Source organism: Prauserella shujinwangii (genome assembly GCF_003001955.1).
Taxonomy (GTDB): domain Bacteria; phylum Actinomycetota; class Actinomycetes; order Mycobacteriales; family Pseudonocardiaceae; genus Qaidamihabitans; species Qaidamihabitans shujinwangii.
Map to the genome: position 1 here is coordinate 590,004 of NZ_PVNH01000001.1, position 23,751 is coordinate 613,754.

A 23,751-nucleotide genomic window follows, 5' to 3' on the forward strand; every position below is an offset into this window, starting at 1 on the left:
GCATGTGCGGGACCCCGGACCGAATCCGGGTCCGCCGACCGCCAGGTCAGGAATCCTCGCCGGCGAAGACGTCCTGGCAGTACGCGACGAACTCCGCCGACCGCCGGGTGAGCCGGGTGTGCCTCGGCCACGCCAGCAGCACCGACACGGCGTAGCCGGACAGCTCGGAGATCGACTTGTACACCACGGGCAGGCCCTCGTAGGTGCGGTCGTTGGCCGGGCGCTGGATCAGCATGGCGTAGCCGAGCCCGCGACCGACCAGCGCGCGCGCCGTCTCGAAGCTGCTCGTGCGGTGCCGCACCACCGGTTTGACGCCCGCGTCCGTGCACAGCCGCAGCGTGTGGTGTGAACTCGGGGGCGCGTCGAGCAGCACCATCGGCTCGTCGGCCAGGTCGTGCAGCGCGACCTCGGGCTGGCCGGCCAGCCGGTGGTCGGCGGGCAGGAGTACGTGCGGCCGCCGGTGGTAGAGCTCGACCTGCGCTATCTCCGGGAGCACCTCCATGTCGTAGAGGACCGCGAGGTCGAGCTCTCCCGCCAGGAGCAGGCGTTGCAGAGCGTCCTGCGTGCCCTCGGTGAAGTCGATCGTCACCCGCGGATGCCGGCCTCCGAAGCCGTGCAGCAGGCGGGGAAGCACCGTGGGCGCCAGGGTGAGGTAGCAGCCCAGCGCGAGCCTGCCCGCCAGGTCCGCCGAGTCGCCCGCGTTCGTCTCCGCCAGTTCCTCCGCCTGCCGCAGCAGCGCCCTGGCCTGCTGCAGCACCTGGGTCCCGCTCGGGGTGAGCGTGATGCCGTGCGCCTTGCGCCGGACGCACAGCTGGACCTTCAGAGCGCGTTCCAGCTCGCCCAGCGCGAGCGACACCGCGGACTGCGACACGTGCAGGCGGCTCGCGGCCGCGCTGATCGTGCCTTCCTCGGCCGCGGCGACGAAGTACCAGAGCTGCCGCAGCGAGAAGCCGGGGAGATTGCTCAGTTTTTCCACGATTGCTTCCCGGAATTCTGTTCTTTACCTGAGGTAGGGGTGCGACTCACTGTAAACCCGCGACCGGCTCCCCGACGATGAGGAGACAAGCGATGAGCTCGCTCGACGCCCGCCAGGGCGCCACCAGACGAACCTCGGACCACACGACGCGGCCGATCCGGGTCGCCATGGCCAGTTTCATCGGCACCGCGGTCGAGTGGTACGACTACTTCATCTACGGCATGGCCGCCGCGTTGGTGTTCGGCCCGCAGTTCTTCCCCGGCTTCTCCCCGCTGGCCGGAACTCTCGCCTCGTTCGCCACCTTCTCGGTCGGTTTCCTGGCGAGGCCGATCGGCGGCGTGGTGATGGGCCACTTCGGAGACCGGGTCGGCCGCAAGTCGATGCTCGTCACGTCGTTGATGCTGATGGGACTCGCGACCGTCGGCATCGGACTGTTGCCGAACTACGCCACGATCGGGGTCTGGGCCCCGATCCTGCTGGTGCTGCTGCGGTTGCTGCAGGGTGTCGGCGTCGGCGGGGAATGGGGCGGCGCCGTGCTCATGGCGGTGGAGCACGCGCCGCCACGGCGGCGCACCTTCTACGGCAGCTTCCCGCAGATGGGCGTGCCGGGCGGGTTCGTGCTCGCCAGCCTCGTGTACCTGGTGATGACCGCGTCGCTGTCCACCGAGACGATGTCGAGCTGGGGCTGGCGCGTGCCGTTCCTGGCCAGCGCCATCCTGCTCGCGGTGGGGCTCGTGATCCGGCTGTCCATCTCGGAGAGTCCCGCGTTCCAGGAGGTGAAGGCGGCGGGGCGGCAGGAGCGCCTGCCCGTCCTCACCGTCCTGCGGAAAAACCTCAAGCAGGTGCTGGTGGCCGCGGGCGCGTTCGCGGGCAACAACGCTCTCGGCTACATCTTCATGGCCTACCTGCTGTCGTACACGACCACCGTGCTCGAACTGGATCGCGGCATGATCCTGGCGTTCATCGTGGCCGGGTCCGCGGTGTGGCTCGTGGTGACGCCGATCGCGTGCCTGCTGTGCGATCGCTACGGGAAACGGCCGGTGCTGCTGGCCGGCTCGGCAGGCCAGGTGGTGTGGGCGGTCGCGCTCTTCCCGTTCGTGAACACCGCGAGCCCGGCCCTGATCCTGGTGGCGATCATCGGCCTCGCGGTGTGCCTCGCCATCGTCTACGGCCCGCTGGCCGTCCTGTTCGCGGAGCTGTTCTCCGCGGAGGTGCGCTACAGCGGTGCGTCCCTCGGCTACCAGGTCGGGTCGATCCTCGGCGGCGGTCTCGCCCCGACCGTGGCCACCGCGTTGTACGTGACCTGGAACTCGACGGCGCCGATCAGCGCGTACCTGACGGTCATGGCCGTGGCGTGCCTCGGCTGCCTGGCCTACCTCACCCGGCCCCGGCGTTCGTGAGGCACGGGCGCCGGGGCCGATGTGCGGGCTCCCGGTGCCGGTGGCCCCGGTGTGCCGGCGTCCGCGGGCACACCGGGGCCTGCCGTCCTGGCCCGTGGTCAGGCGTGGCCACCCTGCTCCGCGAAGGTCTGCCGGCCGTCGAGCGCTTCGGTCCAGGTGATCCTGCCTTCGGCATCGACGCGCAGGATGTCGCTGCCCGGCATGTCGTGCGCTCCGCCGTTCGCCTTCGGTCCCGGCCGGTGGCGGTGCCGGTCATGCGCCAGAAGGCGACGGCGGTGCTCGGGCCGTCGGCGGCCGCGGCGAGCACCCGCAGGGTCAGCTCCGGCACCACGGTGAACAGCGCGTCGAGATGCTCGCGCAGATCCTCCACGCCGATCGCACCGGGCAGGGACGGGTCCCGGTAGCGGCCTCCTTCGGCGAACAGGGCGATGATGGCGTCGGCGTCCCGCCGGGCCCAGGCGTCGGGATAACGGAGGCCACCTCCCTGGGATCAGGGCCGACGGCGTCGCCGGGTGTGTAGTGCAGGACGTGCGCACGTTGGTCGCGAAGCGGGCAACGTCCTCGGTGACCGCCTTCCCCTCGGGCGATCCGAGGGCCGCGGCGAGTGCGGGCGGTGAGTCGAACTCCGCCTCGAACACGGCGAGCTGGTTCTCCACGGGCATGCTCTGTTCGAGGCTCCGCCATCCGGCGGTGATCGCGTCCGCGAGGCGGCTCTCCGCCACCGCGACGTGGGCGCGCCCACAACGCGGAGGAACACTCCGCTGTGTCGCCATGTCGGTGCTGCGGGCCACCGCCTCGTCGCGCACCCGGTCCCCTCGTCCGGACGTCAGCCGGTAGTGGGAACTGACCGCGCCGGCGCGGTCGTCGAGCAGCCGGGACCGCGGGATAGCGGCCGGACGTCGACCACGCGCTCGCCGAGGATGCCCAGCGACTGCCGGCTCGCGGTCACGAACCGCACGCCCGGTGCCGCGCAGCACCGGAAGCCGCTCAGCCGCTCCAGGTGACCGGAAGGGCGGTCAGGCCGCGGAAGACCCAGCCGTCCCAGGACTCGCTCCGGCGCGGATCCGTGCGCAAGCTCGGCAGCTCGGTGTACAGCAGGGGGACGGCGATCTCGCCGATCGCGATGCGTGCCGCCCAGTGACCGGCGCACAGGTGCGTTCCGCTGCCGAATCCCAGGTGCGGCCGACGTGGGCGGGTGATGTCGAAGGACTCGGCGTGCTCGAACACCGTGGTGTCGCGGTTGGCGGCGCCGACGACGACGCCGACGGGAGCGCCCGTGGGCAGGAGGACATCCCGCAGGACGGTCTCCCGGGTCGTCTCCCGCGGGTACATCCCGATCGGGGACAGCCATCGCACGGCCTCGTCGAACACCGCAGGCCACCGGGTGGGATCGCCGAGCACGAGTTCGCGCTGGTCCGGGTGGCGGCTCAGCGCCCACACCACGTTGGTCACCATGTGCTGGGGCTCGTTCATCCCTCCCGCGATGGTGAGCTTGACGTTGGCCGAGACCTGCGCCAGGGGGAGTCCGGAGTGGACGAGGGCGGAGGTGATGGAGCCGTCCGGATGCTCGCGAAGGTGGGGCAGGAGCTCGCCGAGCAGGGCGTCGACCTCGTCGCGGGCGGCGTCGCAGCGGCGCCAGATCCCGGGGTCGTCGAGCAGGTTGCCGGTTCCGGCGATGAAGGCATGCGACCAGCGCCGCATGTCCTCGACGTGCGTGCCCTTCAGCCCCAGCAGGTCCACCAGGTTCTGGGAGGCGACGGGCGCGGCGTAGTCCCGGTTGAGGTCCGCGTCGTCCGGGCCCCGCTCCCGCAGGACCTCGAGGTGGGTACGAGCGTTGCGCTCGAAGACCGGCGCCCAGCGCTCGCGGAGGGTCTTCGGCCGCAGCGCCGGGTTGATCGCCCCGCGCTCGTGCGCGTGCTCGGGGTCGTCCTTGCGGAGCATGGGCTGCGCGCCGAGCGCGCGCGCCATGGTCGCGCCGCCGCCGGACACGGCGGCGCTGAAGGTCTCCTGGTCCTCCTCGATCGCGCGGCAGCCCGCGAACGAGGTGACCAGATACCGGCTCAGTGCGGGAACCCAGGCCACGGGGCACTCGTCCCGCAACCGCCGGTAGGTGGGGTAGGGGTCGATCATCAGTGCGGCGGGATCGACCCAGTCGGCGGTGGGTGCGGCGGCGGTGGACGTCGTCGTCATCGCAACTCCTCGGGCAGGGCGTCGGCTACGGGGCGGGCACGAGCGCGCGAGCGAGGCGCTTCAGGCTGAACGCCGGATCGCGCAGGTCGCCGGGGGAGAGCACTCGCCCGGCGGCGAGCAGGCGGCGGGCGGCCATGTGGTCGGCGGGCCGGTTCACCGACTCCACGGCGACGAGCCTGCCCTGGCGCAGGCAGCACACCGAGAACCGGCCGGTGGCGGGGTCGCCGAGGACGACGCTGTCGTCCCCGGGAAGCCGTAGCCCGGCGATCTGCAGGGTGAGCTCGCCCTGGTGGCTCCAGAACCAGGGCAGCTCGGCGTAGGCCCGCTCCGCGCCGAGAATGACCGACGCGACGTGCCGGGCCTGGCCGGCCGCGTTCTGCACCGACTCCAGCCGCACGCGACCGCCCGCGTGGGAGTTCGGGTGGTTCGCGCAGTCTCCGACGGCGTAGACCGACGGGTCGCGGGTGCGCAGGCGCTCGTCGACGACGATCCCGTCGGCCACGTCGAGCCCCGCCCGCGCCGCCAGCTCGGCCCGCGGTTCCACGCCGATACCCACCAGTACGAGGTCGGCCGGGTACTCCGCGCCCGTGGTGCCGAGGGCGCCGTGGACCCGCCCGTGCTCGCCGACGAACCGCGCGACGGTCTCGCCGCAGCGCAGCTCGGTGCCTGCCTCGCGGTGGGCGGCGGCGAGGTGGGCGGCGGTCTCCGGGGAGACCGCCCTGGCCAGCGGCCGCTCGCCCGCCTCCAGCACCGTCACCCGCACCGCATGCCGCCGCGCTGCCGCGGCGAACTCCAGCCCGATGAATCCGGCACCGACCACGAGGACCGAGCGCGCTCCGGGCAGCGCCGCGCGCAGGGCGTCGGCGTCGGCGAGCGTGCGCAGCGCGTGGACACCGGCGAGGTCGGCGCCGGGCACGCCGAACGCGCGGCTGACCGCTCCGGTGGCGAGCACGAGCGCGTCGTAGGGCACCGCGCCGCCGTCGGAGAGCTCCACCGTGCGGGCTTCCCGGTGCAGCGCCGTGGCGGTGACGCCGGTACGCAGGTCGATCCGGTGCTCGGCGAAGTACCGCTCCGCGCGCAGCGGCAGGACCGGGGCCGCGTCCGCCGGTGTCAGGTGCTCTTTGGACAGTGGAGGCCGCTGGTAGGGCAGCACCGGTTCGTCGCCGACGATCGTGATGGGGCCGGTGTGCCCCCGCGCGCGCAGCGTGTCGGCCACCTGCACGCCGGCGTGGCCGGCTCCGACCACCACGACCCGCGCACCGGGGTGCCCGGGGCGGGAGTGGCCGTCAGAGCTGGGCCTCGGGCACATCGACCTCCACCTCCTCCAGGTCCCCGCCGAGCGTCAACTGGCAGCCGAGGCGGCTGCGCCGGTCGTCGCGGGGCGCGGCGGTGCAGTCGAGCATCTCCTCCTCGTCCTCGCTGACCGGCGGCAGCGCGCCGAGATACGGCTCACGGACGTAGACGTGGCAGGTGGCGCACATCGCCTGACCGCCGCACTCGCCGACGATCCCGGCGACGCCGTTCTGCACGGCGGCGCGCATGACGTTGCTGCCCGGGTCCGCGTCGACGACCGTGCCGGCGTCACCGGAGTGATGGAAAACGACCTTGGGCATCGATGCTCCTAGCTTCGAGGGGGTCAGTCCCAATGGACGGGCAGGCTCAGCACGCCACGGAAGACCCAGCCGCCCACCGTGGCAGGCCGGGACGGGGCGAGCCGCAGACCGGGGAACCGGGTGAACAGGCGCGGCAGCGCGATCGTGACGACGGAAGCCCGCGCGATCCAGGCGCCGGCGCAGAAGTGGTTGCCGCCTCCGAACGCGAGATGGGGCTTGCGGGGGCGGTCGACGTCGTAGGCCTCGGGGTCGGTGAACACCGCGGGATCGCGGTTGGCGGCCCCGACCGCCACGCCGAGGCGGGCACCGCGCGGAATGGCCATGCCGCACAACTCGGTGTCGCGGGTCGCCTCGCGCGGGTACATGCTGATGGGCGCGATCCACCGGATGGACTCCTCGAAGGCGTCCGACCAGCGATCCGCGGCGCGCACGCTCGCCAGCTGCTCCGGGTGGGACAGCAGGGCCCAGACGGTCGTCGCGAGCGCGTCCCTCGGCTCGTTGAGCCCCCCGCCGATCGTCATCTTGACGTTGGCCCGCAACGCGTCCAGCGGCATCCCGGACGTTCCCAGGACCGACAGCAGGCTGCCGTCGGGTGCGGCGCGCAGCGCGGGCAGCATCTCGTCGATGGCCTCGTCGACCTCGCGGGACGAGCGTTCGGCGGCCGCCCAGACGTCCGGGTCGTCGGCGTAGTTGCCGGTGCCGTCGATCAGGGTCTGCGACCAGCGTTGCAGGTCCTGCTGGGTGGCGTTGGCGAAGCCGAGGATCGCCCGCAGGTTCTCCGCCGCGTAGGGCGCGGCGAACTCGGCGACCAGGTCGGCACCCGGGCCCGCGGCACGCAGGCGCGCGGCGTAGGTCGCGTAGTTGCGGTCGAACACCGCTTCCCACCGCTGCTTGATCGCCTTGGGGCGCAGCACCCCGCCGTACGCCTTCCGTTCGGCGTCGTGCTCGGGATCGTCCTTGCGGAGCATGCTGTGCCCCATCGAGCGCTTCATCAGCGACTGCGCTTCGTCGGCCGAGAACCGCTGTTGATCCAGTTCGATGGCGTGGCAGGCCTCGTAGCCGATGACCAGGTGGCGGTTCACCGCCGGTATCCAGTGAATCGGGGCCTGCGCCCGCAGTCGTTGGTAGATCGGGTACGGGTCCGCGTAGAGGTCCGGGATCGTCACCCAGTCCGCGGTCGGGATCGGCCGTGCCTCTGTCGTGTCCACGGTCATCGTTGACGTCGCCTCCTAGCCGCCGGATGGATCGAGTGTCAGCGGGCCCACCTCCACAGGTAAAGGTCAAAAAACCCGTCAACCACCCCAGGAAATGTCGGGTTACCGGCCTGAACCGGCCTCGGCGGCTCTTGCGTCGAATCTGAAATCGTATACGATCGCCGGGTGCTGATCGATGAGGCAGTGGTCCGCTACGACCCCACGGGAGCGGACCGACCCGGCAAGGTGCTGGCAGTGCACCTGAACTACCCGTCGCGCATCGCCCAGCGAGGGCGTGTTCCGGAAGCTCCCTCGTTCTTCCTCAAGCCGTCGACCTCGGTGTCGGCCTCGGGGACGCCCATTCACCGTCCATCCGGCACCGAGCTGCTGACCTTCGAGGGGGAGATCGCGCTGGTGGTCGGCGAGCGCGTGCGCGACGTGCCGATCGAGCGGGCGTGGAACGCCGTCCGCGCGGTGACCGCCGCCAACGACTTCGGGGTGTACGACCTCAGGCACGCCGACAAGGGTTCGAACCTGCGCAGCAAGGGCGGCGACGGCTTCACGCCGCTCGGCCCGGCCGCGCTCGACGCCCGCGCGGTCGATCCGGCGGCCCTGCGGGTGCGCACCTGGGTGGACGGCGAGCTGGCGCAGGAGGACACGACGGCCGAGCTCGTCTTTCCTTTCGCGCAGCTCATCGCGGACGTGTCGCAGCTGATCACGCTCGAACCCGGCGACGTCGTGCTCACCGGCACGCCCGCCGGTTCGTCGGTCGTGGTCCCCGGCCAGACCGTCGAAGTAGAGGTGGACGCGCCGACCGCACCCGGAGCGCCGTCGACGGGCCTGCTGGTCACGCCGGTCGCCGAGGGCACCGTGGCCCCCGGCCGGTACGGGTCCGGTCCGAAGGTCGACGACGAGCAGCGGGCACAGGCCTGGGGCTCGCGCGAGGCGGCAGGTCTTCCCGCGCCGTTCGAGCTCACCGGCGAACTCCGGGACAAGATCAACGAGGTGGGCACGGCGACGCTGAGCGCCCAGCTGCGCAAGCACGGGTTCGACGCGGTGTCGATCGACGGCGTGCACCCGCTCACGCCAGGCACACGCCTCGTCGGCAGGGCGAGGACGATGCGCTTCGTCCCCTTCCGCGAGGATCTCAGCGACCGGCACGGTGGCGGGTACAACGCCCAGAAACGCGGCTTCGACGCGCTGAACCCCGGTGATGTGCTCGTCGTCGAGGCGCGAGGGGAGCTCGGCACGGGCACGATCGGCGACATCCTCGCGCTGCGCGCCGTGCGGTGCGGTGCGGCCGGTTTCGTCAGCGACGGCGGCGTGCGCGACTCGCGCGCCGTGGCCGAGACGGGCCTGCCGGTCTTCGCCGCGACCACGCATCCCGCCGTTCTCGGCCGCCGCCATGTGCCGTGGGATGTGGACCTGACGATCGCCTGCGGCGGGGCGACCGTGCAACCCGGTGACGTCATCGTCGGAGACGACGACGGCGTCGTCGTCATCCCGCCGGAGCTGGTCGCGGACGTCGTCGACGGCGCCCTCCGGCAGGAGGACGAGGAGCGCTTCATCGCCGGGCAGGTCGAGGCAGGAGCTCCGGTCGAGGGGCTCTACCCGCTGACCGGCGAATGGCGCGCGAAGTACGAAGCACAACGGCAGGAGCGCCGATGACCGCCACGTCGAACAAGTCGCAGCTCGCCTACGACTTCATCAAGCAACGGATCGTCTCGGGCCGCTACACGCCCGGCTACCGGCTGGTGCTCGCGACCATCGCGGCCGAACTCGGGGTGAGCGTCGTGCCGGTCCGCGAGGCGATCCGGCGGCTGGAGGCGGAACGGCTGGTCACCTTCCAGCGCAATGTCGGCGCCCAGGTCGCCATGCTCGACGAGCGCGAGTACCTCTACACGATGCAGACGCTCGCGCTGGTCGAGGGCTACGCGACCGCGCTGTCCGCGCCACTCGTCACACCCGGCCAGGTGCGCCGGGCCCGGGAGGTGAACGAGCGGATGCGCGAAAGCCTCACCCACTTCCGCCCGCACGAGTTCACCCGGCAGAACTTCGAGTTCCACTCGCTGCTGTTCGAGAACTGCCCGAACCCGCACGTCCTCGATCTCGTCCACCGTGGCTGGGACCGCCTGGCGAACCTGCGTGACTCGACCTTCAGCTTCGTGCCGGGCCGCGCGCACGAGTCGGTCGACGAGCACGAGCGGCTCCTGCGGCTCATCGAACAGGGCGCCGACCCCGACGTCGTCGAGCGGGCCGCGCGGGAACACCGCACGCACACCCTCGACGCGTTCCTCGCCCACCAGGGCGCGCGCCTGCTCGACGACTGACCCACGGAGAGGGAGAGGTACCCACCGATGACCCTGCGCACGGACCCGCACCGGCTGCGCGGATCGATCGCGCCCCTGATGACGCCGTTCACCACCGGCGGCGAGGTCGACCACGAATCGCTGGCCAACGCCGTCAGGTGGCAGCTCGCCAACGGATCCCACGGGCTGTCCATCGGCGGCTCGACCGGCGAGCCGAGCGCACAGTCCATTCAGGAACGGATCGATGCGATCAGGACCGTGCTCGCCGCGTCCGGCCATGCGGTCCCGGTGATTCCCGGCACCGGCACGACCAAACTGGACGAGACCATCGAGCTGACCCGCCGGGCCGCCGAACTCGGCGTCGACGCGGCACTGGTGATCACGCCGTACTACGCGCGCCCGACGCAGGAGGCGCTGTACCACTGGTACTCCACTGTGGCCGCGGAGGTACCCGACCTGCCGATCCTCGCCTACAACGTGCCCAGCCGCACCTCGGTCGACATCGCGCCGGAGACCGTCGAGCGGCTCTACGCCGAGGTGCCCAACTTCGTCGGCATCAAGGAGACCACCCGCGACTTCGAGCACTTCAGCCGGGTCCTGCAACGCTGCGGCCGCGATCTCGTCGTGTGGAGCGGCATCGAGCTGCTCTGCCTGCCCCTGCTGGCGCTGGGCGGGATCGGGTTCCTCTCGGCCACCGCCAACATCGCGCCCGCGGCACACGCGCGGTTGTTCGACCTGTGGTCGGCGGGCGACCACTCCGGCGCGCTCGACATCCACTACGGACTGCACCCGCTGGTGGACCTGATCTTCACCGAGACCAACCCGGCCGCGGGCAAGTGGGTGCTCGAACAGCTCGGGGTCTTCCGTTCGGGACACGTGCGCCCGCCCCTCATCCCGCTGACCGAGGCGGGGCAGGCCAAAGCCAAGGACCTTCTCGCGCAGGCCGGGCAGTACGTCTCGCCCGTCCAGGCCGAGTTCAACATCGGAGCCAGGTGATCATGAGCAGCGCCACCACATCCCGCGTCCAGCGCGCCCCGGACAACCTGCCGGAGCGGATCCGGCACTTCATCGGGGGCGAATCCGTCGACTCGCTGTCGGGACGGACGTTCGACGTGCTCGACCCGGTGTCGAACGAACCCTACGTGCGCGCCGCCGCCGGGCAGGCCGAGGACATCGACCGCGCCGTCGCCGCGGCGCGCGCCGCGTTCGACGAGGGGCCCTGGCCGAGCCTGCTGCCCCGCGCCCGCGCCCGGATCCTGAACGAGATCGCCGACATCGTCTCCTCTCGCGACGCGCGCCTGGCCGAGCTGGAGACCTTCGACACCGGCCTGCCCATCACGCAGGCGCTCGGACAGGCCCAGCGCGCGGCGGAGAACTTCCGGTTCTTCGCGGATCTGATCGTCGCCCAGTCCGACGACACCTACCAGGTGCCCGGCACCCAGGTCAACTACGTCAACCGCAAGCCGAAGGGCGTCGCGGGGCTGATCACGCCGTGGAACACCCCGTTCATGCTGGAGTCGTGGAAGCTCGCCCCGGCGCTCGCCTCCGGCTGCACCGTCGTGCTGAAACCGGCCGAGTTCACGCCGCTGTCGGCGAGCCTGTGGGCGGACATCTTCCGCGAGGCCGGCCTGCCCGACGGCGTGTTCAACCTGGTGCACGGACTGGGGGAGGAGGCGGGCGATGCCCTGGTGAAGCACCCGGACGTGCGGCTCATCTCGTTCACCGGCGAGTCCAGGACCGGCCAGGTCATCTTCGCCAACGCCGCCCCGACGCTCAAGGGCCTCTCGATGGAACTGGGCGGCAAGTCGCCCGCCGTCGTGTTCGCCGACGCCGACCTGGACGCCGCGCTCGACTCCACATTGTTCGGCGTGTTCTCGCTCAACGGTGAACGCTGCACGGCGGGCAGCCGCGTTCTCGTCGAGCGCCCGGTCTACGACGAGTTCGTCGAGCGCTACGCCGCCCGGGCCGCCAGCATCGTCGTGGGCGACCCGCGCGACCCGCGGACCGAGGTCGGTGCGCTCGTTCATCCCGAGCACTACGAGAAGGTGCTGCGCTACATCGAGATCGGCAAGTCGGAGGGCCGGCTGGTCGCGGGCGGCGGCCGTCCCGAGGGAATCGAGCAGGGCAACTACGTCGCACCGACCGTGTTCGCCGACGTCAAGCCGGACGCCCGCATCTTCCAGGAGGAGATCTTCGGGCCCGTCGTCGCGATCACGCCATTCGACACCGAGCAGGAGGCGCTCGCGCTCGCCAACGGCGTCAAGTACGGGCTCGCCGCCTACCTCTGGACCCGGGATCTCCGCCGCGCGCACACCTTCGCCCAGTCACTCGACTGCGGCATGGTCTGGCTGAACTCGCACAACGTCCGCGACCTGCGCACGCCCTTCGGCGGCGTGAAGGCCTCCGGACTCGGCCAGGAGGGGGGCTACCGCTCGCTCGACTTCTACACCGACCAGCAGGCCGTGCACATCACCCTCGGCGAGGTGCACACCCCCCGGTTCGGCGCCGCCTGAAGGAGGCACGAAGCCATGACCGACACCGCACTCCCCACACCGCCGGACATCGTGCGCGCGGCCTACGGCGAACTCGTCGTCACCGACCTGGCCGCCTCGCGCGAGTTCTATGTGGACATACTCGGCCTGACGGTGACCGCGGAGGACGACGACACCGTCTACCTGCGCTCACTGGAGGAGTTCATCCACCACAACCTCGTGCTCCGGAAGGGGCCCGTGGCCGCGCTCGCCGCGCTCGCGTTCCGGGTGCGCAGCCGGCAGGACGTGGACCGGGCCGAGGCCTACTACCAGGCGCTGGGCTGCCGCACCGAGCGCCGCGCGGACGGCTGGACCCGGGGTGTCCGCGACGCCGTGCGCGTGACCGATCCGCTCGGCTTCCCCTACGAGTTCTTCCACGAGGTCGACCATGTCGAGCGCCTCGCCTGGCGCTACGACCTGCACACGCCGGGCGCGCTCGTGCGGCTGGACCACTTCAACCAGGTCACGCCGGACGTGCCGGAGGGGCTGGCCTACCTGGAGGCGCTCGGTTTCCGCACCACCGAGGACATCAGGGACGACGAGGGCGTGACGTACGCAGCCTGGCTGCGCCGCAAGCCGACCGTGCACGACACGGCCCTGACCGGCGGTGACGGGCCGCGCCTGCACCACATCGCGTTCGCCACCCACGAGAAGCACAACGTCATCGCGATCTGCGACAAACTCGGTGCGCTGCGCAGGTCCGGGGCGATCGAGCGGGGGCCGGGCCGGCACGGCGTGTCCAACGCGTTCTACCTGTACCTGCGCGATCCCGACGGTCACCGCGTCGAGATCTACACCCAGGACTACTACACCGGCGACCCCGACAACCCGCTGGTCACCTGGGACGTGCACGACAACCAGCGCCGCGACTGGTGGGGCAACGCCGTCGTGCCCAGCTGGTACACCGACGCGTCCGCCGTGCTCGACCTCGACGGCAACCCCCAGCCCGTCACCGCGCGCACCGAGGTCCGCGAGATGGACGTCACCGTCGGCGCCGACGGGTTCTCCTACGCCCGGGTCGACGGCACCGAGCGGGGATTCAAGGTCGGGGGCCAGCTGTGATGGACCGGCCGGGCCCCGGCGCGGTCGCTCCGCGGCGGGGAGCCTCTCGATCTCTCCGGCGCGCCCGTTCCCGGCCGGGTGAGCTCGCCGGTGCGGGCTCGGTCACGCTCTCGTCGCCCTGGCCGGAGGCCTGCGGTCCGGCGCGGACACGTGAGGGAGGACAGTGCCGGCGACACGTGAGTGTTCACGGCTGGTTCCTGATCGGCCCCCGGCCCGCTTCAGCGGACACCTCGCCTTCCGGTCGGTGGGACCGGCGCGCGGGCCGGTTCCAGCGTCCGGCCCCCCGGGCCTGTCGCCGGAACGCGGTTTCGCGAGGGCCGGTGAGAATCCACCGTTCCCGTGGTCTGTATCCACGAGCGCCGCGTGCTGGCGGCGCCGACCACGAGGAGTTATCCCATGTCCGATGTCCGTGTGCACAATCTCTCGATCTCGCTCGACGGCTTCGCCACCGGAGACGGGCAGGCCGCCGATGCCCCGTTCGGTCACGCGGGTGAGCGCCTGCACGAGTGGATGTTCGCCACCCGGTTCTGGAACCGGATGGGAGGCGGCCGCGGCGGGCGGGGCGGCGCCGACAACGCGTTCGCGTCGCTGCACGATCCCGGTATCGGCGCCGAGATCATGGGAGCGGGCAAGTTCGGCCCGCCCGGCTGGCAGGACAACCCCGGATGGCGGGGCTGGTGGGGTGCCGACCCGCCGTTCCACACGCCGGTCTTCGTGCTCACGCACCGGCCACGGCCCTCGATCGAGATGGAGGGCGGCACCACGTTCCACTTTCTCGACGCCGCGCCTGCGGAGGCGCTCGACAAGGCCCGCGAGGCGGCTGGTGACCAGGACGTGCGCCTGGGCGGCGGGCCCTCCGTCGTGCGTGACTTCCTCGCCGAGGGGCTGGTCGATCAGCTGCATGTCGTCCAGGTCCCGATCGTGCTCGGCCGCGGGATCCGGCTGTGGGACGGCCTGGAAACGCTCGAGACGAGGTACGACGTCGAGGCGGTCTCGACGCCGAGTGGTGTCACGCACCTGACGTTCACGACCAAGGCCCGGTGAGCGCGAGCGCGCAGGGCGGGACGGCCAAGACCCGCGGTGGTCTCTCCCGCCCGGGAGAACGCGTTCCGGAGTGCTGGGACAGGCGGGTCCGGCCGTGCCCGCGACGCGGACGGCGGTGCCGGGCGGCCCCGGCACCGCCGCCGCTCCGCGTGGATCAGGACGTCACGAGCGAGAGGCCGTAGACGTCGAGGATCTCGTTCACGGGCTGGAACCAGGTCTCCCCGCCGCTGCCGCAGTTGCCCCAGCCGCCGGATGTGACACCCTGTGCCTGGTCGCCGGTGATGAACGAACCTCCGGAGTCGCCGGGCTCGGCGCACACGCTCGTCTTGGTCATCTGGTAGACCGCGCCCTGCTCGTAGTTGACCGTCTCGTTCTTGGCCAGGACGGTGCCGCAGTGCCAGTGCGTGGTCGAGCCCGAGCGGCAGATCGACGAACCGACCGGCGCCTCCGCCGAACCGCGAACCAGCCGGTCCGGCACGGTGCCCCAGCCGAGCACCACCGGCTCGGTCCACCAGCCGTTGCCGATCCGGACGAACGCGTAGTCGTTGCCGGGGAACGACGATCCGGCGAAGCTGCCCATGGGCGATCCGTCCCAACCGGACACCGAGGCGCCGGCACCGCCGCAGTGCCCCGCGGTGACGAAGCCGCCCCGCACAGAGAAGCCGATCGAGCAGCGGGTGTTGCCGTTGATGTAGTAGGGGTCGCCGCCGACGGTCCCGGCCGCGAAGGTGCGCGGCTGCCCCTCGATCTCGGTGACGGTCACCGGGCCCGCTTCGCGTGCCCGGTCGAGGAACGCCGCGACACCCGTGGCGCCCTCGCGCACCGCGACCGCCACGCTCCCGGAGCGCGGGTCGACGTGCCAGCTGGCCACGCCGTCCGGCACCGCGCCACGTGCGGCGTAGCCGTCGAGAACCGACTTGGTGGCGTTCAGCTCGGCCTGGGTGTGCTCGACCAGCGTGGTCTCGGCGCCGGTGCGCTCCACGGCGGCCGACCGCTCCTCGCTGGTCAGGCCGACCACCAGGGTGCCCCGCCGGGGGTCGAACCAGGAGCCGCCGTAGTCGTCGCCCGCGGCTTCGCGGGCGGCCGGGTCGATGCGCAGGGCCGCCGACTCCTGATGGAGCCGGGTGACCGCCTCCGCCTCGCTCAGGCCAAGATCGCGCTGCATCGCGGCGATCATGCCGTCCGCGGCCGCGGGGGCCGCCTCGGCGGCCGGGGTGGAGGCGCCGCCCAGCGCGGCGCCGAGTGCCATCACCGCACAGGCGCCCAGCGCGCCCAGCGCGGTCTTCGTTCTGTTCATGGTGCTCTCGTTTCGCAGCAGGGATCAGGTGAGAGCGCGCTCACCCCTCAACGTGGTATGCCGGTGCTGCGCGCGTCAAGGTCTAGACCAGTGATGTTTTCCCGTTCTACAGTGAGGTCCTGGCGTTCCCTGCCAGGCCGTGCTCCGTGCGGGGACCGGCGGGCGGTCCTGACATCCGCGTGGTGCCCGCCGAGCAGGGCTCGGGCCGGAACCGCGGTCTGGCCGAAGCGGTGTCGGGAAAGGAGTCCGGCGGTGACGGACACGGCGGCGACGGATCCCGGTCCAGGACCCGATCCGCCTGGCGGACCCGGTGCGAACGCCGGGTCCGCCACCGGCACGGCGTTCGCGGCGGTGCCGCACCGGCCGGACCGCGGGTCACCGCCGGGTGGCGCGCTCGCGGACGACCGTGGTGATCACCCGGTGCACGAGCCACTCCAGCGGGCCGCGCCGCGCCCAGCGTCGCCACAGCATGGAGCAGGCCAGCATGACCGTGACCGCCCCGGCGAGGTGGACGAACGACACCGACGACGGCGTGCCGATCAGCGACAGGTAGCCGAAGTGCCCGGCGTACCAGGTCATCGCCATGCCTCCGGCGGCCGTGAGCGGCCACAGTGCGGCGCCGGCAGCGCCGTGCTCGAAAACCAGCAGCATCCCACCGAGCAGGGCCATGGCGACGCCGACCACGAACAGGATGCCGAGCGGGCTGGTCGCGTACGGGACGTCGGTCGGCATGCCCAGCAGCGACTGCCACGGCAGCGGTGCCGGGCCGGAACCGGCCGGTGGTGCGGCCATCGCCTCGGCGACGCGCCGCGCGCCGCCGAGCACGTGCCACGCCACCACGTACCCGCCGTAGGCCGCTGTCGCCACCCCGAGGCCGGTGCGCAGCAGCCGCAGCCGGACCGCGTGGGCGTGCAGGTCCAGCCGGCCGAGCGCGAGCCCGGCGAGCACCAGCGGGATGCCGTAGGGAGTCTGGAAGCCGCCACCGGTGAGCACGAGCTGCCAGAGGTACTCGTCCCACTGGGCGGGGCCGGTGAGCACGGCGAACCCACTCGGGGCCTCGACCATCATCCAGTCCGGGTGCGCCGACATGACCCACCACGCGTAGGTCGTCACCACCGGTGTGGTGAGGCAGGCCGCGGTGAACAGGGTGCGCGCCCGCAGCCGGGTCAGCGGGACGAGGAGCAGCAGCAGAACGGCGTAGTAGCTCAGCACCGACGCGCCGAACTCGTCGATGGCGAGGCTGATCAGGAACAGGACCAGGGCGCGAACGGCGATCCGGCGCCGCGCGGTGGACAGGTCCGCGCCGGTGTACGGGCGGCTGCCACCGGTCATCAGCGCCACCGACACCCCGGCGAGCAGCACGAACAGGCTCATCGCCCGCGAGGAGGTCTGCTCGCTGACCCAGCGCAGCACGTCCGGCGTGCCGGCAAACGGTCCGGCGTGGAGCCAGCCCGTGGCGGGGAAGTGCGCGACGAACACCCCGATGATCGCCAGTGCCCGGACGGCGTCGACAGCGGGCAGCCTGCCGCGCGGTCGCCGGAGTGCGGGTTCACGCTGGGGCACGTCCGCCGTGGCCGGATATGTCCGTGTGTCATCCATGCCCGCCACGGTGCCGGTCCGGTGTCCGCGCCCGGTCCCCGCGCTGTCGCGGTCGTGTCGCGGGACGGCGGCGAGGGGTCAGCTCGCGGGCAGCACCGGGCAGTGCCGTGGGCCGGTGTCCCGGCCGTGGACGAAGGTGAGCCGCACCCTGGTGGCCGGGGAACCACCCGACTGCTGGTGCACCGCCAGCGCCGTGCACACCAGCTGGTCGATGCCGATCTCGCGCCGCACGTCGTCGCGGTCGATCGGCAGCCCGACGGTGATCACGTCGCCGGTGGTGGCGATGGGAAGTTCCAGTGCGACCTCGCTGGTCCCGGCGTACGAGCGCGGTCCGGGCCCCGGCTCGCTCGCGGTGAGCAGCATCTTGATCGCCTGGCCGATCGTGCTGAGCCGGTCGCCACGGCGCCGCGCGACCAGGCTCCCCGCGTCGTCGACCAGGTACACCGGCGTGCCGGGGGCCAGTCCGGTGGGCGCTTCGCCGCCGTCGAGCACCCCGCTCGGCCCCGCACCGCAACCGGCCAGGCCGAGCGCCGCGGCGGTCAGCGCCGCCACCAGCGCCCCGCGGATCACGGCTGTTCCCCCGTCCACCGGGGCAGGCGCACGGCGAAGTGCGCGCCCGCTCCGTCGGCGTTGCCCGCCCCGATCGTCCCTCCGTGCAGCTTGACGTTCTCCGCGGTGATCGCCATGCCCAGCCCGCTGCCGTTCGAGCGGCCCCGCGCGGTGTCGGCCTTGTAGAAGCGGTCGAACACGTGCGCCGCGACGTCGTCCGGGAGCCCCGGCCCGTGGTCGACCACATCGAGGTACGCCCACGTGTCGTCGCCGCGCAGCCGCACGACGACGGGCGGGGCGCCGTGGCTGAGCGCGTTGCCGACCAGGTTCGCGGTGACCACGTCGAGGCGCCGCCGGTCCAGCACGGCACGCAGTTCACCTGGCGCGTCGAGCTCGACCTGGTCCAGCCACCCCCGGGAGCGCAGGCAGTCGCGCACCGCGGCGCGCAACTCGACCTCCTCCGGGCGCAGCGTGGCCACGCCCGCGTCGAACCTCGACACCTCGATCAGGTCCTCCACCAGCCGGGCCAGCTTGCGCGACTCTTCCACGGCGAGCCGCGCCGGTTCGCGCGCATCGCTCGGCATGCGCCCGGCCTCGGCCTCCAGCACCTCCGCCACCGCGGTCAGCGTGGTCAACGGCGTGCGCAGTTCGTGCGACACATCCGCGACGAACCGGCGCGCGTCGGCCTCCATCCGGGCCAGCTCGCCAACCGAGCGTTCCAGCGACGCCGCCGTCTCGTTGAACGTCGCGGCCAGTTCGGCGAGCTCGTCCGAGCCGCGGGGCCGCAGCCGGGCGCCGAGGTCACCGCCACCGAGCCGCCGCGCGGCGGCGCGGAGATCCCGCACCGGGCGCAGCACGCCCCGCGCGGCGAGCAGCGCGAGCAGCACGGCGATCGGCAGGGCCAGCGCGCTGGTGCGGCTCGCGTTCGCGGTCAGCGCGTCCACCTGTTCCCGCACCGCGCTCAGGTCACGGACGGCGTAGACCTCGACGCCGGAGGGCCGCCGCTGCCCGTTCAGGTCGGTGATCATGACCGGCGCGCCGACGACCAGCCGGAGCACGCCGTCCGACTCGACCCGCTGCACCAGCAGCCGGCCCGTCTCGCCGGTCGCCGCGCGCAACTCGGGGGACACGGCCGCCAGGCCCGGGCCGCTCGCCGAGCGCAGGGCGCCGTAGGTCACCAGTGCGGGCCCGCCGACCGTCACCCGCAGCCGGTCGAGCGCCGCCTGGTCCGGCGGGTAGGGAAGGCCCGGCGCGGTCGCGGTGACCGTGCGCTCGATCTCCCCGGCGAACTGGCGCTGGGTCTGTTCGACGAGCGCGCTGCCCGCCGAGGCGGCACTCGCCCAGGCCGCGGCGGCCGCGGCGATCGCGCCGACCGCGACGAACGCCAGGATCAGCCGGGGACGCAGCCCGCCGAGGAGCGCGCGGGCTCGGCCGAGCGCCGTCACACCGGACCGAACCGGTAGCCGAAGCCGCGGACGGTCTGCACGAAGACCGGTCGGGAAGGCTCGTCCTCGATCTTGGCCCGCAGCCGCTGGACGCAGTTGTCCACCAGCCGCGAGTCGCCGAGGTAGTCGTGTTCCCACACCAGCTCGAGCAGTTGCTGCCTGCTGAGCACCTGGCCGGGGGAGCGGGACAGCTCGAGCAGCAGCCGCAGCTCGGTGGGGGTGAGCGAGACCTGCCGTGCGCCCTTGGTGACGGCCAGCGCGGCCCGGTCGATGGTCAGGTCGTGGTGCCGCTCGGGGGCCCCGTCCGCGGTGGGCGCGCCCCGGCGCAGCACCGCGCGGACGCGCGCGTCGAGAACCCTCGGCTGCACCGGCTTGACGACGTAGTCGTCGGCACCGGCCTCGAGGCCGCCGACGACGTCGAGGTCGTCGCCACGCGCGGTGAGCATGATGATCGGCAGGTTACCGGCCGCCCGGATGCGACGGCACACCTCGAAACCGTCCATGCCGGGCAGCATCAGATCCAGCACGATCACGTCGGGCCGCGTGCCGCCGAGGGCACGCAGCCCTTCCTCGCCGGTGCCGGCCTCGCCCACGGCATGCCCGTGCCGGTCCAGCGCCAGGGCGAGGCCGCGACGAACGGCGTGGTCGTCCTCGATCAGCAGAATGCGTGCCACCTGGCCGATTATGGGTGCGCCGGGCCGCGGTCGCCCGGGGGCCGCCGCGTCTGCGACAGAGTCAGGACATCGTGGCGACCGCGCCGCCACGTGCCGGGGCGAGTGTCGGTGGCATGCGATCGAAGCCGACGTCGACCGGCCGCGCCAGCCGTCGCCTCGTTCCCGCCCTCGTACTGACCCTCACCGCGGCCGTGGCGGCCGGTGCGGCCGTCGCGGCGGGGATGGCTCCGCCGAAGGAGCCGAAGGAGCTGTATCTGACCTTCGACGACGGGCCTGCCGCGGCCACCGGGGAGATCCTGGACGTGCTGCGGGCCCACGACGCGAGGGCGACCTTCTTCGCCGTCGGCGAGAACCTCGCCGCGCGCCCCGGCCTGGCGCGGCGCGCGCTCGCCGAAGGCCATGTCGTCGCCGCCCACACGTGGAGCCATCCCGATCTGACCGGGCTCGGGCCGACCGAGCTCGCCGGGGAGCTGGACCGGTCGGTGGCGGCGGTGCGCGACGCGGGCTCGGCCAGCCGCTGCCTGCGCCCGCCGTACGGGGCGATCGACGAGCGGGTCCGGCAGGCCGTGCGCGGGCGCGGCCTGCGGCCGGTGCTGTGGAACGTCGACCCGTCGGACTGGCGCGCGGCGGATGCTCGCGCGCTGGCGGACCGCATCGTGCGCGGTGCGCGTCCGGGCGCGGTCGTCCTGCTGCACGACGGCGGCGGGGACCGGTCGGCGACCATCGCCGCGCTCCGCATCGCACTGCCTCGGCTACGCGCCGGGGGTTATGCGTTCCGCGCGGTTCCGGGCTGCTGACCGCGCGTGCCGCCGACCGGGACTGCTCTCAGGTGCGCCTCGGCGAGCCCCTCGTAGCCTGCGGTGGGAGACGGAACGAGCGCGGCGGAGTACGACCGGTTCGGGCCACCCGAGGTGGTCCGGATCGCGGAGGTCGGTAAGCCGGTGCCCGGCGATACCGAGGTGCTGATCAGGGTCCATGCGTCGACGGAATGCCTGATGCTGCGGGACGTCCGTGGCCGGGCAGGGTCGTGCTCGGCCTGTGCAGGCCGCGGCGGAGGATGCGCGGGCTGGGGCTGGAACTGGCCGGGGAGATCGAGTCGGCGGGCAGGGAGGTGCGACGGTTCCGGCGAGGTGACGTCGGTGCGTGCGCCGACTACCAGTGCCTTCCGGAGAAGGCCTCGCTCGCGCGCAAACCGGCCAACGTCACCCACGAGGAGGCCGCCGCCGCCGTGGACGGTGCGACGACCGCACTGTTCTTCCTGCGGGACAAGGGAAACATCCGCGGCGGCGAGAAGGTGCTCGTCAACGGCGCCTCCGGCGGCATCGGCACCTACGCCGTGCAGCTCGCCAAACTCTTCGGGGCGGAGGTCACGGGAGTCTGCAGCGGGCGGAACGCGGAGCTGGTCCGGTTCCTCGGCGCCGAGCACGTCATCGACCGCACGCGGGAGGACTTCACCCGCAACGGCCCGCGCTACGGCATCGTCTTCGACACGGTGGGCGCAGTTCGTTCACCGCCTGCCGCGGCTCGCTCACCGGCACCGGCCGTTACCTCGCCACGGTGGCGCTGGGCAACTACCCCCGTGCGCTCTGGACGCGGCCGCGTCCCGGCCCGCGCGTGATCACCGGAATGTCGGTCCGGAAGAACGCCGCCCTCGCCTTCCTGCGCGACCTCATCGAGACGGACCGGTTGCGTGTCGTCATCGACCGGCGCTATCCGCTGGAACAGGTTGTGGACGCCCACCGCTACGTCGAGGCCGGGCACAAGGCCGGAAACGTGGTGATCTCCCTGCGCGCCGGGAATACGTGATCCGGTCGGCGGGCCACGCCGACTCCGCCACCGGTGCTGTCCGCGCCCACGGCCGTGATCGTCTACCCCGGACAGCGCGACGTCCCGGGCCGATCGTGGTGTCGTGCGCGGCGCGGGGGTGGCGCGGTACGTCCACCGGCATTTGCGCGTCCGCCGCCGGACGGACCCCGCCGTCGTTCCGCGACCGCGCGAGGAGGTCAGGCGTGGCTGACCGGAAGCCCGCCGTGATAGGCCACCATGTCCTCAAATCCGGCGCGGAGGTCGATCGAAGCGCCCTCGGGCCGGCCCGCCAGCTCCGCGTAGGCGCGGTGCAGGTTGGCGGCCAGCCGTTCCGGGTCCAGCAGGTGCGCGAAGCCCGTCAGGTCGGCCTCCCTGGCGGCCTCCAGCGGTGAGAGACCCGCCCGCACACCACGCTCCGCGACGTCGCGGACCCAGCGCAGGTACGCCTCGTTGGCGGCGAAGACGTCGGGGCCGGCCACCTCGCCGTGCCCGGAGACCACGATGTGCGCCCCGAGCGCGCGGAGGCGGTCGATCGCCCGTAGCGAGCCGGTCAGCGAACCCATGAGGCAGAACGGTGTCGCGCCGGACATCACGATGTCGCCGGTGAATACCACGCCGCGATCCGGCACCCACACCACGACGTCGTCGGTGGTGTGGGCGGGGCCCAGGTGCAGCAGTTCGACCCGCAACCCGCCGGCATGGAGGGTCAGGGCGTCCGGGAACGTCACGGTGGGCGGTACCAGTGGCGTGTCCCCCCACTCGACGTCCGGCCACAGGTCGCGCAGGCCGGTCCCGGCCTCGAGCATCTCGGTTCGGGTCAGCTCGTGCGCGACGATCGTGGCCTGGGGCGCGAACTGGGCGTTGCCGAAGACGTGGTCGCCGTGGTGGTGCGTGTTGACGAGTATGTCGGGGCCGCGTGGCGCGACACGGTCCACCTGCTCGCGGAACCGGCGCGCCCGTCGTTCCGTCGCCGCGGTGTCGATCACGATCGTCGTGTCGCCACCCACCACGACTCCGGCATTGTTGACGCACCACCCGCCGTCCCGCTGGACGTAGGCGAAGACGCCGTCCGCCACCTCCCGCATCGACGTACCGGTCACGGTGCGCTCGCTCGTGTCCACGTCGCTTCCCCTCAGTAGCTGCCGAGGCCGCCGCAGACGTTCATCGCCTGCGCGGTCACGGCGGCGGCGTGATCGGACACGAGGTATCCGACCATGCCCGCGACCTCCTCGGGTGTGCCGTACCGGCCCAGCGGGATCTTCGCCTGAAAACGTTCCAGCACCTCGTCCTCGGTGATGTGCCAGTAGCCGGCGTACCCTCGCCGGACCCGGTGCGCCATCGGGGTCTCCACGTAGCCCGGGCACACGGCGTTGACGGTGATGCCCGTCTTGGCCAGCTCCAGCGCAACCGCCTTGGTGAAGCCGATGACGCCGTTCTTGGCGGCCGAATAGGGTGCGGCCAGCGCGACCCCCTGTTTTCCGCCGGTGGAAGCGATGTTGATGATGCGCCCGTAGCCGTTCTCACCGATACGGCCGTTGCTCAGGACCTCGCGAGTCATCCGGAACGTGCCGGTGAGGTTGGTGTCGATCACGTCGAGCCACAGCTCGTCCGGCAGCGTGGCGGTCTCGCCTCCGCCGCCGCGTCCCGCGTTGTTGACCAGTACGTCGACTCGCCCGTAGCGCTCGACCGCCGTCGCGACCGTGGCGCTGATCTGCTCGCCGCTCGTGACGTCACAGGAAGCCCCGTCCACCTCGAGACCTTCTTCGCGCAGTCGCTTCACCACCGTGGTGATGTTCTCGGCGGTGCGGGCACAACCGAAGACGGCCATACCCTGCCGCGCCAGCGCCTCGGTGATCGCGAGCCCGATACCGCTGCTCGCTCCGGTGACCAGGGCAACGCGCCGTTCTGCCTGCGTCATACATCCCCACCTCTCGCGACGTGTCCGGACCGGTTCCGGCGAGCTTCGCGAAACCGGTTGGGACCTCGCTGGAGGTGCGCTCGACCCGGCCGGCCTGACCGGCCGGTGACTCGACCGCCCGTCGACGGGCGGTCGAGGCCGTACC

22 protein-coding genes and 1 pseudogene are annotated in these 23,751 nt (G+C 72.4%); 10 read left to right on the forward strand and 13 right to left on the reverse strand.

All coding sequences use genetic code 11. The features are described 5' to 3' along the window. Positions 1-46: 46 nt before the first annotated feature. Positions 47-976, reverse strand: coding sequence for a LysR family transcriptional regulator (locus B0I33_RS02740; RefSeq protein ID WP_106176862.1), 930 nt, complete (start codon positions 974-976; stop codon positions 47-49). Between the two features lie 92 nt (positions 977-1,068). Here B0I33_RS02740 and B0I33_RS02745 point away from each other — a divergent pair, with 92 nt between their 5' ends. Next, on the forward strand, positions 1,069-2,376 hold the full coding sequence (locus tag B0I33_RS02745; protein ID WP_106176863.1) for an MFS transporter: 1,308 nt from the start codon (positions 1,069-1,071) through the stop codon (positions 2,374-2,376). A gap of 271 nt (positions 2,377-2,647) precedes the next feature. Here B0I33_RS02745 and B0I33_RS30855 read toward each other — a convergent pair. From B0I33_RS30855 to B0I33_RS02775, 5 genes and pseudogenes are all read right to left on the reverse strand, one after another. Further along, positions 2,648-2,809: pseudogene (locus B0I33_RS30855) on the reverse strand (nuclear transport factor 2 family protein); the annotation flags it as partial. A 554-nt stretch (positions 2,810-3,363) separates the two neighbouring features. Then, positions 3,364-4,566 carry a cytochrome P450 gene (locus B0I33_RS02760; RefSeq protein ID WP_106176865.1) on the reverse strand — a complete coding sequence of 401 codons (1,203 nt, stop codon included), beginning with the start codon at positions 4,564-4,566 and terminating at the stop codon, positions 3,364-3,366. A 25-nt stretch (positions 4,567-4,591) separates the two neighbouring features. Continuing rightward, the gene (locus B0I33_RS02765; RefSeq protein ID WP_106176866.1) at positions 4,592-5,875 is read right to left on the reverse strand and encodes an NAD(P)/FAD-dependent oxidoreductase; all 1,284 of its coding nucleotides are present in this window, start codon (positions 5,873-5,875) and stop codon (positions 4,592-4,594) included. Then, positions 5,853-6,179 carry a 2Fe-2S iron-sulfur cluster-binding protein gene (locus B0I33_RS02770; RefSeq protein WP_106176867.1) on the reverse strand — a complete coding sequence of 109 codons (327 nt, stop codon included), beginning with the start codon at positions 6,177-6,179 and terminating at the stop codon, positions 5,853-5,855. Before B0I33_RS02770 ends, B0I33_RS02765 begins: the two co-directional genes overlap by 23 nt. A gap of 23 nt (positions 6,180-6,202) precedes the next feature. Continuing rightward, a complete protein-coding gene (locus tag B0I33_RS02775; RefSeq protein WP_106176868.1) occupies positions 6,203-7,393 on the reverse strand; it encodes a cytochrome P450 in 1,191 nt (396 codons plus the stop codon). 165 nt (positions 7,394-7,558) lie between these two features. Here B0I33_RS02775 and B0I33_RS02780 point away from each other — a divergent pair, with 165 nt between their 5' ends. The 6 genes from B0I33_RS02780 (at position 7,559) to B0I33_RS02805 (ending at position 14,318) form a co-directional block, all read left to right on the forward strand. Next, positions 7,559-9,040 (forward strand): fumarylacetoacetate hydrolase family protein, encoded by a 1,482-nt coding sequence (locus B0I33_RS02780; RefSeq protein ID WP_245900400.1) that lies wholly within the window; start codon positions 7,559-7,561, stop codon positions 9,038-9,040. Further along, complete coding sequence (locus tag B0I33_RS02785; protein WP_106176869.1) at positions 9,037-9,702, forward strand: GntR family transcriptional regulator; 666 nt, start codon at positions 9,037-9,039, stop codon at positions 9,700-9,702. Before B0I33_RS02780 ends, B0I33_RS02785 begins: the two co-directional genes overlap by 4 nt. A 27-nt stretch (positions 9,703-9,729) precedes the next feature. Beyond that, on the forward strand, positions 9,730-10,677 hold the full coding sequence (gene dapA, locus B0I33_RS02790) for a 4-hydroxy-tetrahydrodipicolinate synthase (RefSeq protein ID WP_106176870.1): 948 nt from the start codon (positions 9,730-9,732) through the stop codon (positions 10,675-10,677). A 2-nt stretch (positions 10,678-10,679) separates the two neighbouring features. Beyond that, positions 10,680-12,194 carry a 5-carboxymethyl-2-hydroxymuconate semialdehyde dehydrogenase gene (hpaE, locus tag B0I33_RS02795; RefSeq protein ID WP_106176871.1) on the forward strand — a complete coding sequence of 505 codons (1,515 nt, stop codon included), beginning with the start codon at positions 10,680-10,682 and terminating at the stop codon, positions 12,192-12,194. 15 nt (positions 12,195-12,209) lie between these two features. Next, positions 12,210-13,274: a 3,4-dihydroxyphenylacetate 2,3-dioxygenase gene (hpaD, locus tag B0I33_RS02800; protein ID WP_106176872.1), complete on the forward strand. Its 1,065-nt coding sequence runs from the start codon at positions 12,210-12,212 to the stop codon at positions 13,272-13,274. A gap of 396 nt (positions 13,275-13,670) precedes the next feature. Next, positions 13,671-14,318: a dihydrofolate reductase family protein gene (locus B0I33_RS02805; protein ID WP_106176873.1), complete on the forward strand. Its 648-nt coding sequence runs from the start codon at positions 13,671-13,673 to the stop codon at positions 14,316-14,318. 154 nt (positions 14,319-14,472) lie between these two features. On the opposite strand, the gene B0I33_RS02810 is transcribed toward B0I33_RS02805, so the two are convergent. The 5 genes from B0I33_RS02810 to B0I33_RS02830 form a co-directional block, all read right to left on the reverse strand. After that, entirely contained in the window at positions 14,473-15,615 is a 1,143-nt protein-coding gene (locus B0I33_RS02810; RefSeq protein WP_106176874.1) for a S1 family peptidase, read from the reverse strand. A gap of 375 nt (positions 15,616-15,990) precedes the next feature. Beyond that, complete coding sequence (locus tag B0I33_RS02815) at positions 15,991-17,214, reverse strand: DUF418 domain-containing protein (protein WP_146147443.1); 1,224 nt, start codon at positions 17,212-17,214, stop codon at positions 15,991-15,993. A 78-nt stretch (positions 17,215-17,292) separates the two neighbouring features. Then, complete coding sequence (locus B0I33_RS02820) at positions 17,293-17,784, reverse strand: hypothetical protein (protein WP_106176876.1); 492 nt, start codon at positions 17,782-17,784, stop codon at positions 17,293-17,295. Beyond that, the gene (locus tag B0I33_RS02825) at positions 17,781-19,208 is read right to left on the reverse strand and encodes a sensor histidine kinase (RefSeq protein ID WP_106176877.1); all 1,428 of its coding nucleotides are present in this window, start codon (positions 19,206-19,208) and stop codon (positions 17,781-17,783) included. The genes B0I33_RS02820 and B0I33_RS02825 overlap by 4 nt, the downstream gene beginning before the upstream one ends. Next, positions 19,205-19,882, reverse strand: coding sequence for a response regulator transcription factor (locus B0I33_RS02830; protein ID WP_106176878.1), 678 nt, complete (start codon positions 19,880-19,882; stop codon positions 19,205-19,207). Before B0I33_RS02830 ends, B0I33_RS02825 begins: the two co-directional genes overlap by 4 nt. Positions 19,883-19,995: 113 nt before the next feature. Between B0I33_RS02830 and B0I33_RS02835 the strand changes: the two genes are divergently transcribed. The 3 genes from B0I33_RS02835 to B0I33_RS30160 all read left to right on the forward strand — a co-directional run bounded on the left by B0I33_RS02835 (position 19,996) and on the right by B0I33_RS30160 (position 21,688). Next, positions 19,996-20,679, forward strand: a complete 684-nt coding sequence (locus B0I33_RS02835) for a polysaccharide deacetylase family protein (protein ID WP_106176879.1) — start codon at positions 19,996-19,998, stop codon at positions 20,677-20,679. Positions 20,680-20,870: 191 nt separating this feature from the next. Beyond that, the gene (locus tag B0I33_RS02840) at positions 20,871-21,500 is read left to right on the forward strand and encodes an NAD(P)-dependent alcohol dehydrogenase (protein WP_219927114.1); all 630 of its coding nucleotides are present in this window, start codon (positions 20,871-20,873) and stop codon (positions 21,498-21,500) included. Then, positions 21,440-21,688, forward strand: coding sequence for a zinc-binding dehydrogenase (locus B0I33_RS30160; protein WP_245900401.1), 249 nt, complete (start codon positions 21,440-21,442; stop codon positions 21,686-21,688). The genes B0I33_RS02840 and B0I33_RS30160 overlap by 61 nt, the downstream gene beginning before the upstream one ends. Before the next feature lie 197 nt (positions 21,689-21,885). Here B0I33_RS30160 and B0I33_RS02845 read toward each other — a convergent pair whose 3' ends face one another. Together B0I33_RS02845 and B0I33_RS02850 are read right to left on the reverse strand one after the other, a co-directional pair. Then, a complete protein-coding gene (locus B0I33_RS02845) occupies positions 21,886-22,809 on the reverse strand; it encodes an MBL fold metallo-hydrolase (RefSeq protein ID WP_245900402.1) in 924 nt (307 codons plus the stop codon). Positions 22,810-22,820: 11 nt separating this feature from the next. Beyond that, positions 22,821-23,606 carry an SDR family NAD(P)-dependent oxidoreductase gene (locus B0I33_RS02850; RefSeq protein ID WP_106176880.1) on the reverse strand — a complete coding sequence of 262 codons (786 nt, stop codon included), beginning with the start codon at positions 23,604-23,606 and terminating at the stop codon, positions 22,821-22,823. Between the last annotated feature and the right edge of the window lie 145 nt (positions 23,607-23,751).

What these genes read in the sequence shown, in the direction of transcription:
- B0I33_RS02805 (WP_106176873.1), top strand. Translation starts at nt 13,671, where the DNA reads ATGTCCGATGTCCGTGTGCACAATCTCTCGATCTCGCTCGACGGCTTC.
- dapA (WP_106176870.1), top strand. Translation starts at nt 9,730, where the DNA reads ATGACCCTGCGCACGGACCCGCACCGGCTGCGCGGATCGATCGCGCCC.
- B0I33_RS02835 (WP_106176879.1), top strand. Translation starts at nt 19,996, where the DNA reads ATGCGATCGAAGCCGACGTCGACCGGCCGCGCCAGCCGTCGCCTCGTT.
- B0I33_RS02840 (WP_219927114.1), top strand. Translation starts at nt 20,871, where the DNA reads ATGCCTGATGCTGCGGGACGTCCGTGGCCGGGCAGGGTCGTGCTCGGC.
- B0I33_RS02810 (WP_106176874.1), bottom strand. Translation starts at nt 15,615, where the DNA reads ATGAACAGAACGAAGACCGCGCTGGGCGCGCTGGGCGCCTGTGCGGTG.
- hpaE (WP_106176871.1), top strand. Translation starts at nt 10,680, where the DNA reads ATGAGCAGCGCCACCACATCCCGCGTCCAGCGCGCCCCGGACAACCTG.
- B0I33_RS02850 (WP_106176880.1), bottom strand. Translation starts at nt 23,606, where the DNA reads ATGACGCAGGCAGAACGGCGCGTTGCCCTGGTCACCGGAGCGAGCAGC.
- B0I33_RS02770 (WP_106176867.1), bottom strand. Translation starts at nt 6,179, where the DNA reads ATGCCCAAGGTCGTTTTCCATCACTCCGGTGACGCCGGCACGGTCGTC.
- hpaD (WP_106176872.1), top strand. Translation starts at nt 12,210, where the DNA reads ATGACCGACACCGCACTCCCCACACCGCCGGACATCGTGCGCGCGGCC.
- B0I33_RS02760 (WP_106176865.1), bottom strand. Translation starts at nt 4,566, where the DNA reads ATGACGACGACGTCCACCGCCGCCGCACCCACCGCCGACTGGGTCGAT.
- B0I33_RS02815 (WP_146147443.1), bottom strand. Translation starts at nt 17,214, where the DNA reads ATGGATGACACACGGACATATCCGGCCACGGCGGACGTGCCCCAGCGT.
- B0I33_RS02775 (WP_106176868.1), bottom strand. Translation starts at nt 7,393, where the DNA reads ATGACCGTGGACACGACAGAGGCACGGCCGATCCCGACCGCGGACTGG.
- B0I33_RS02765 (WP_106176866.1), bottom strand. Translation starts at nt 5,875, where the DNA reads ATGTGCCCGAGGCCCAGCTCTGACGGCCACTCCCGCCCCGGGCACCCC.
- B0I33_RS02745 (WP_106176863.1), top strand. Translation starts at nt 1,069, where the DNA reads ATGAGCTCGCTCGACGCCCGCCAGGGCGCCACCAGACGAACCTCGGAC.
- B0I33_RS02785 (WP_106176869.1), top strand. Translation starts at nt 9,037, where the DNA reads ATGACCGCCACGTCGAACAAGTCGCAGCTCGCCTACGACTTCATCAAG.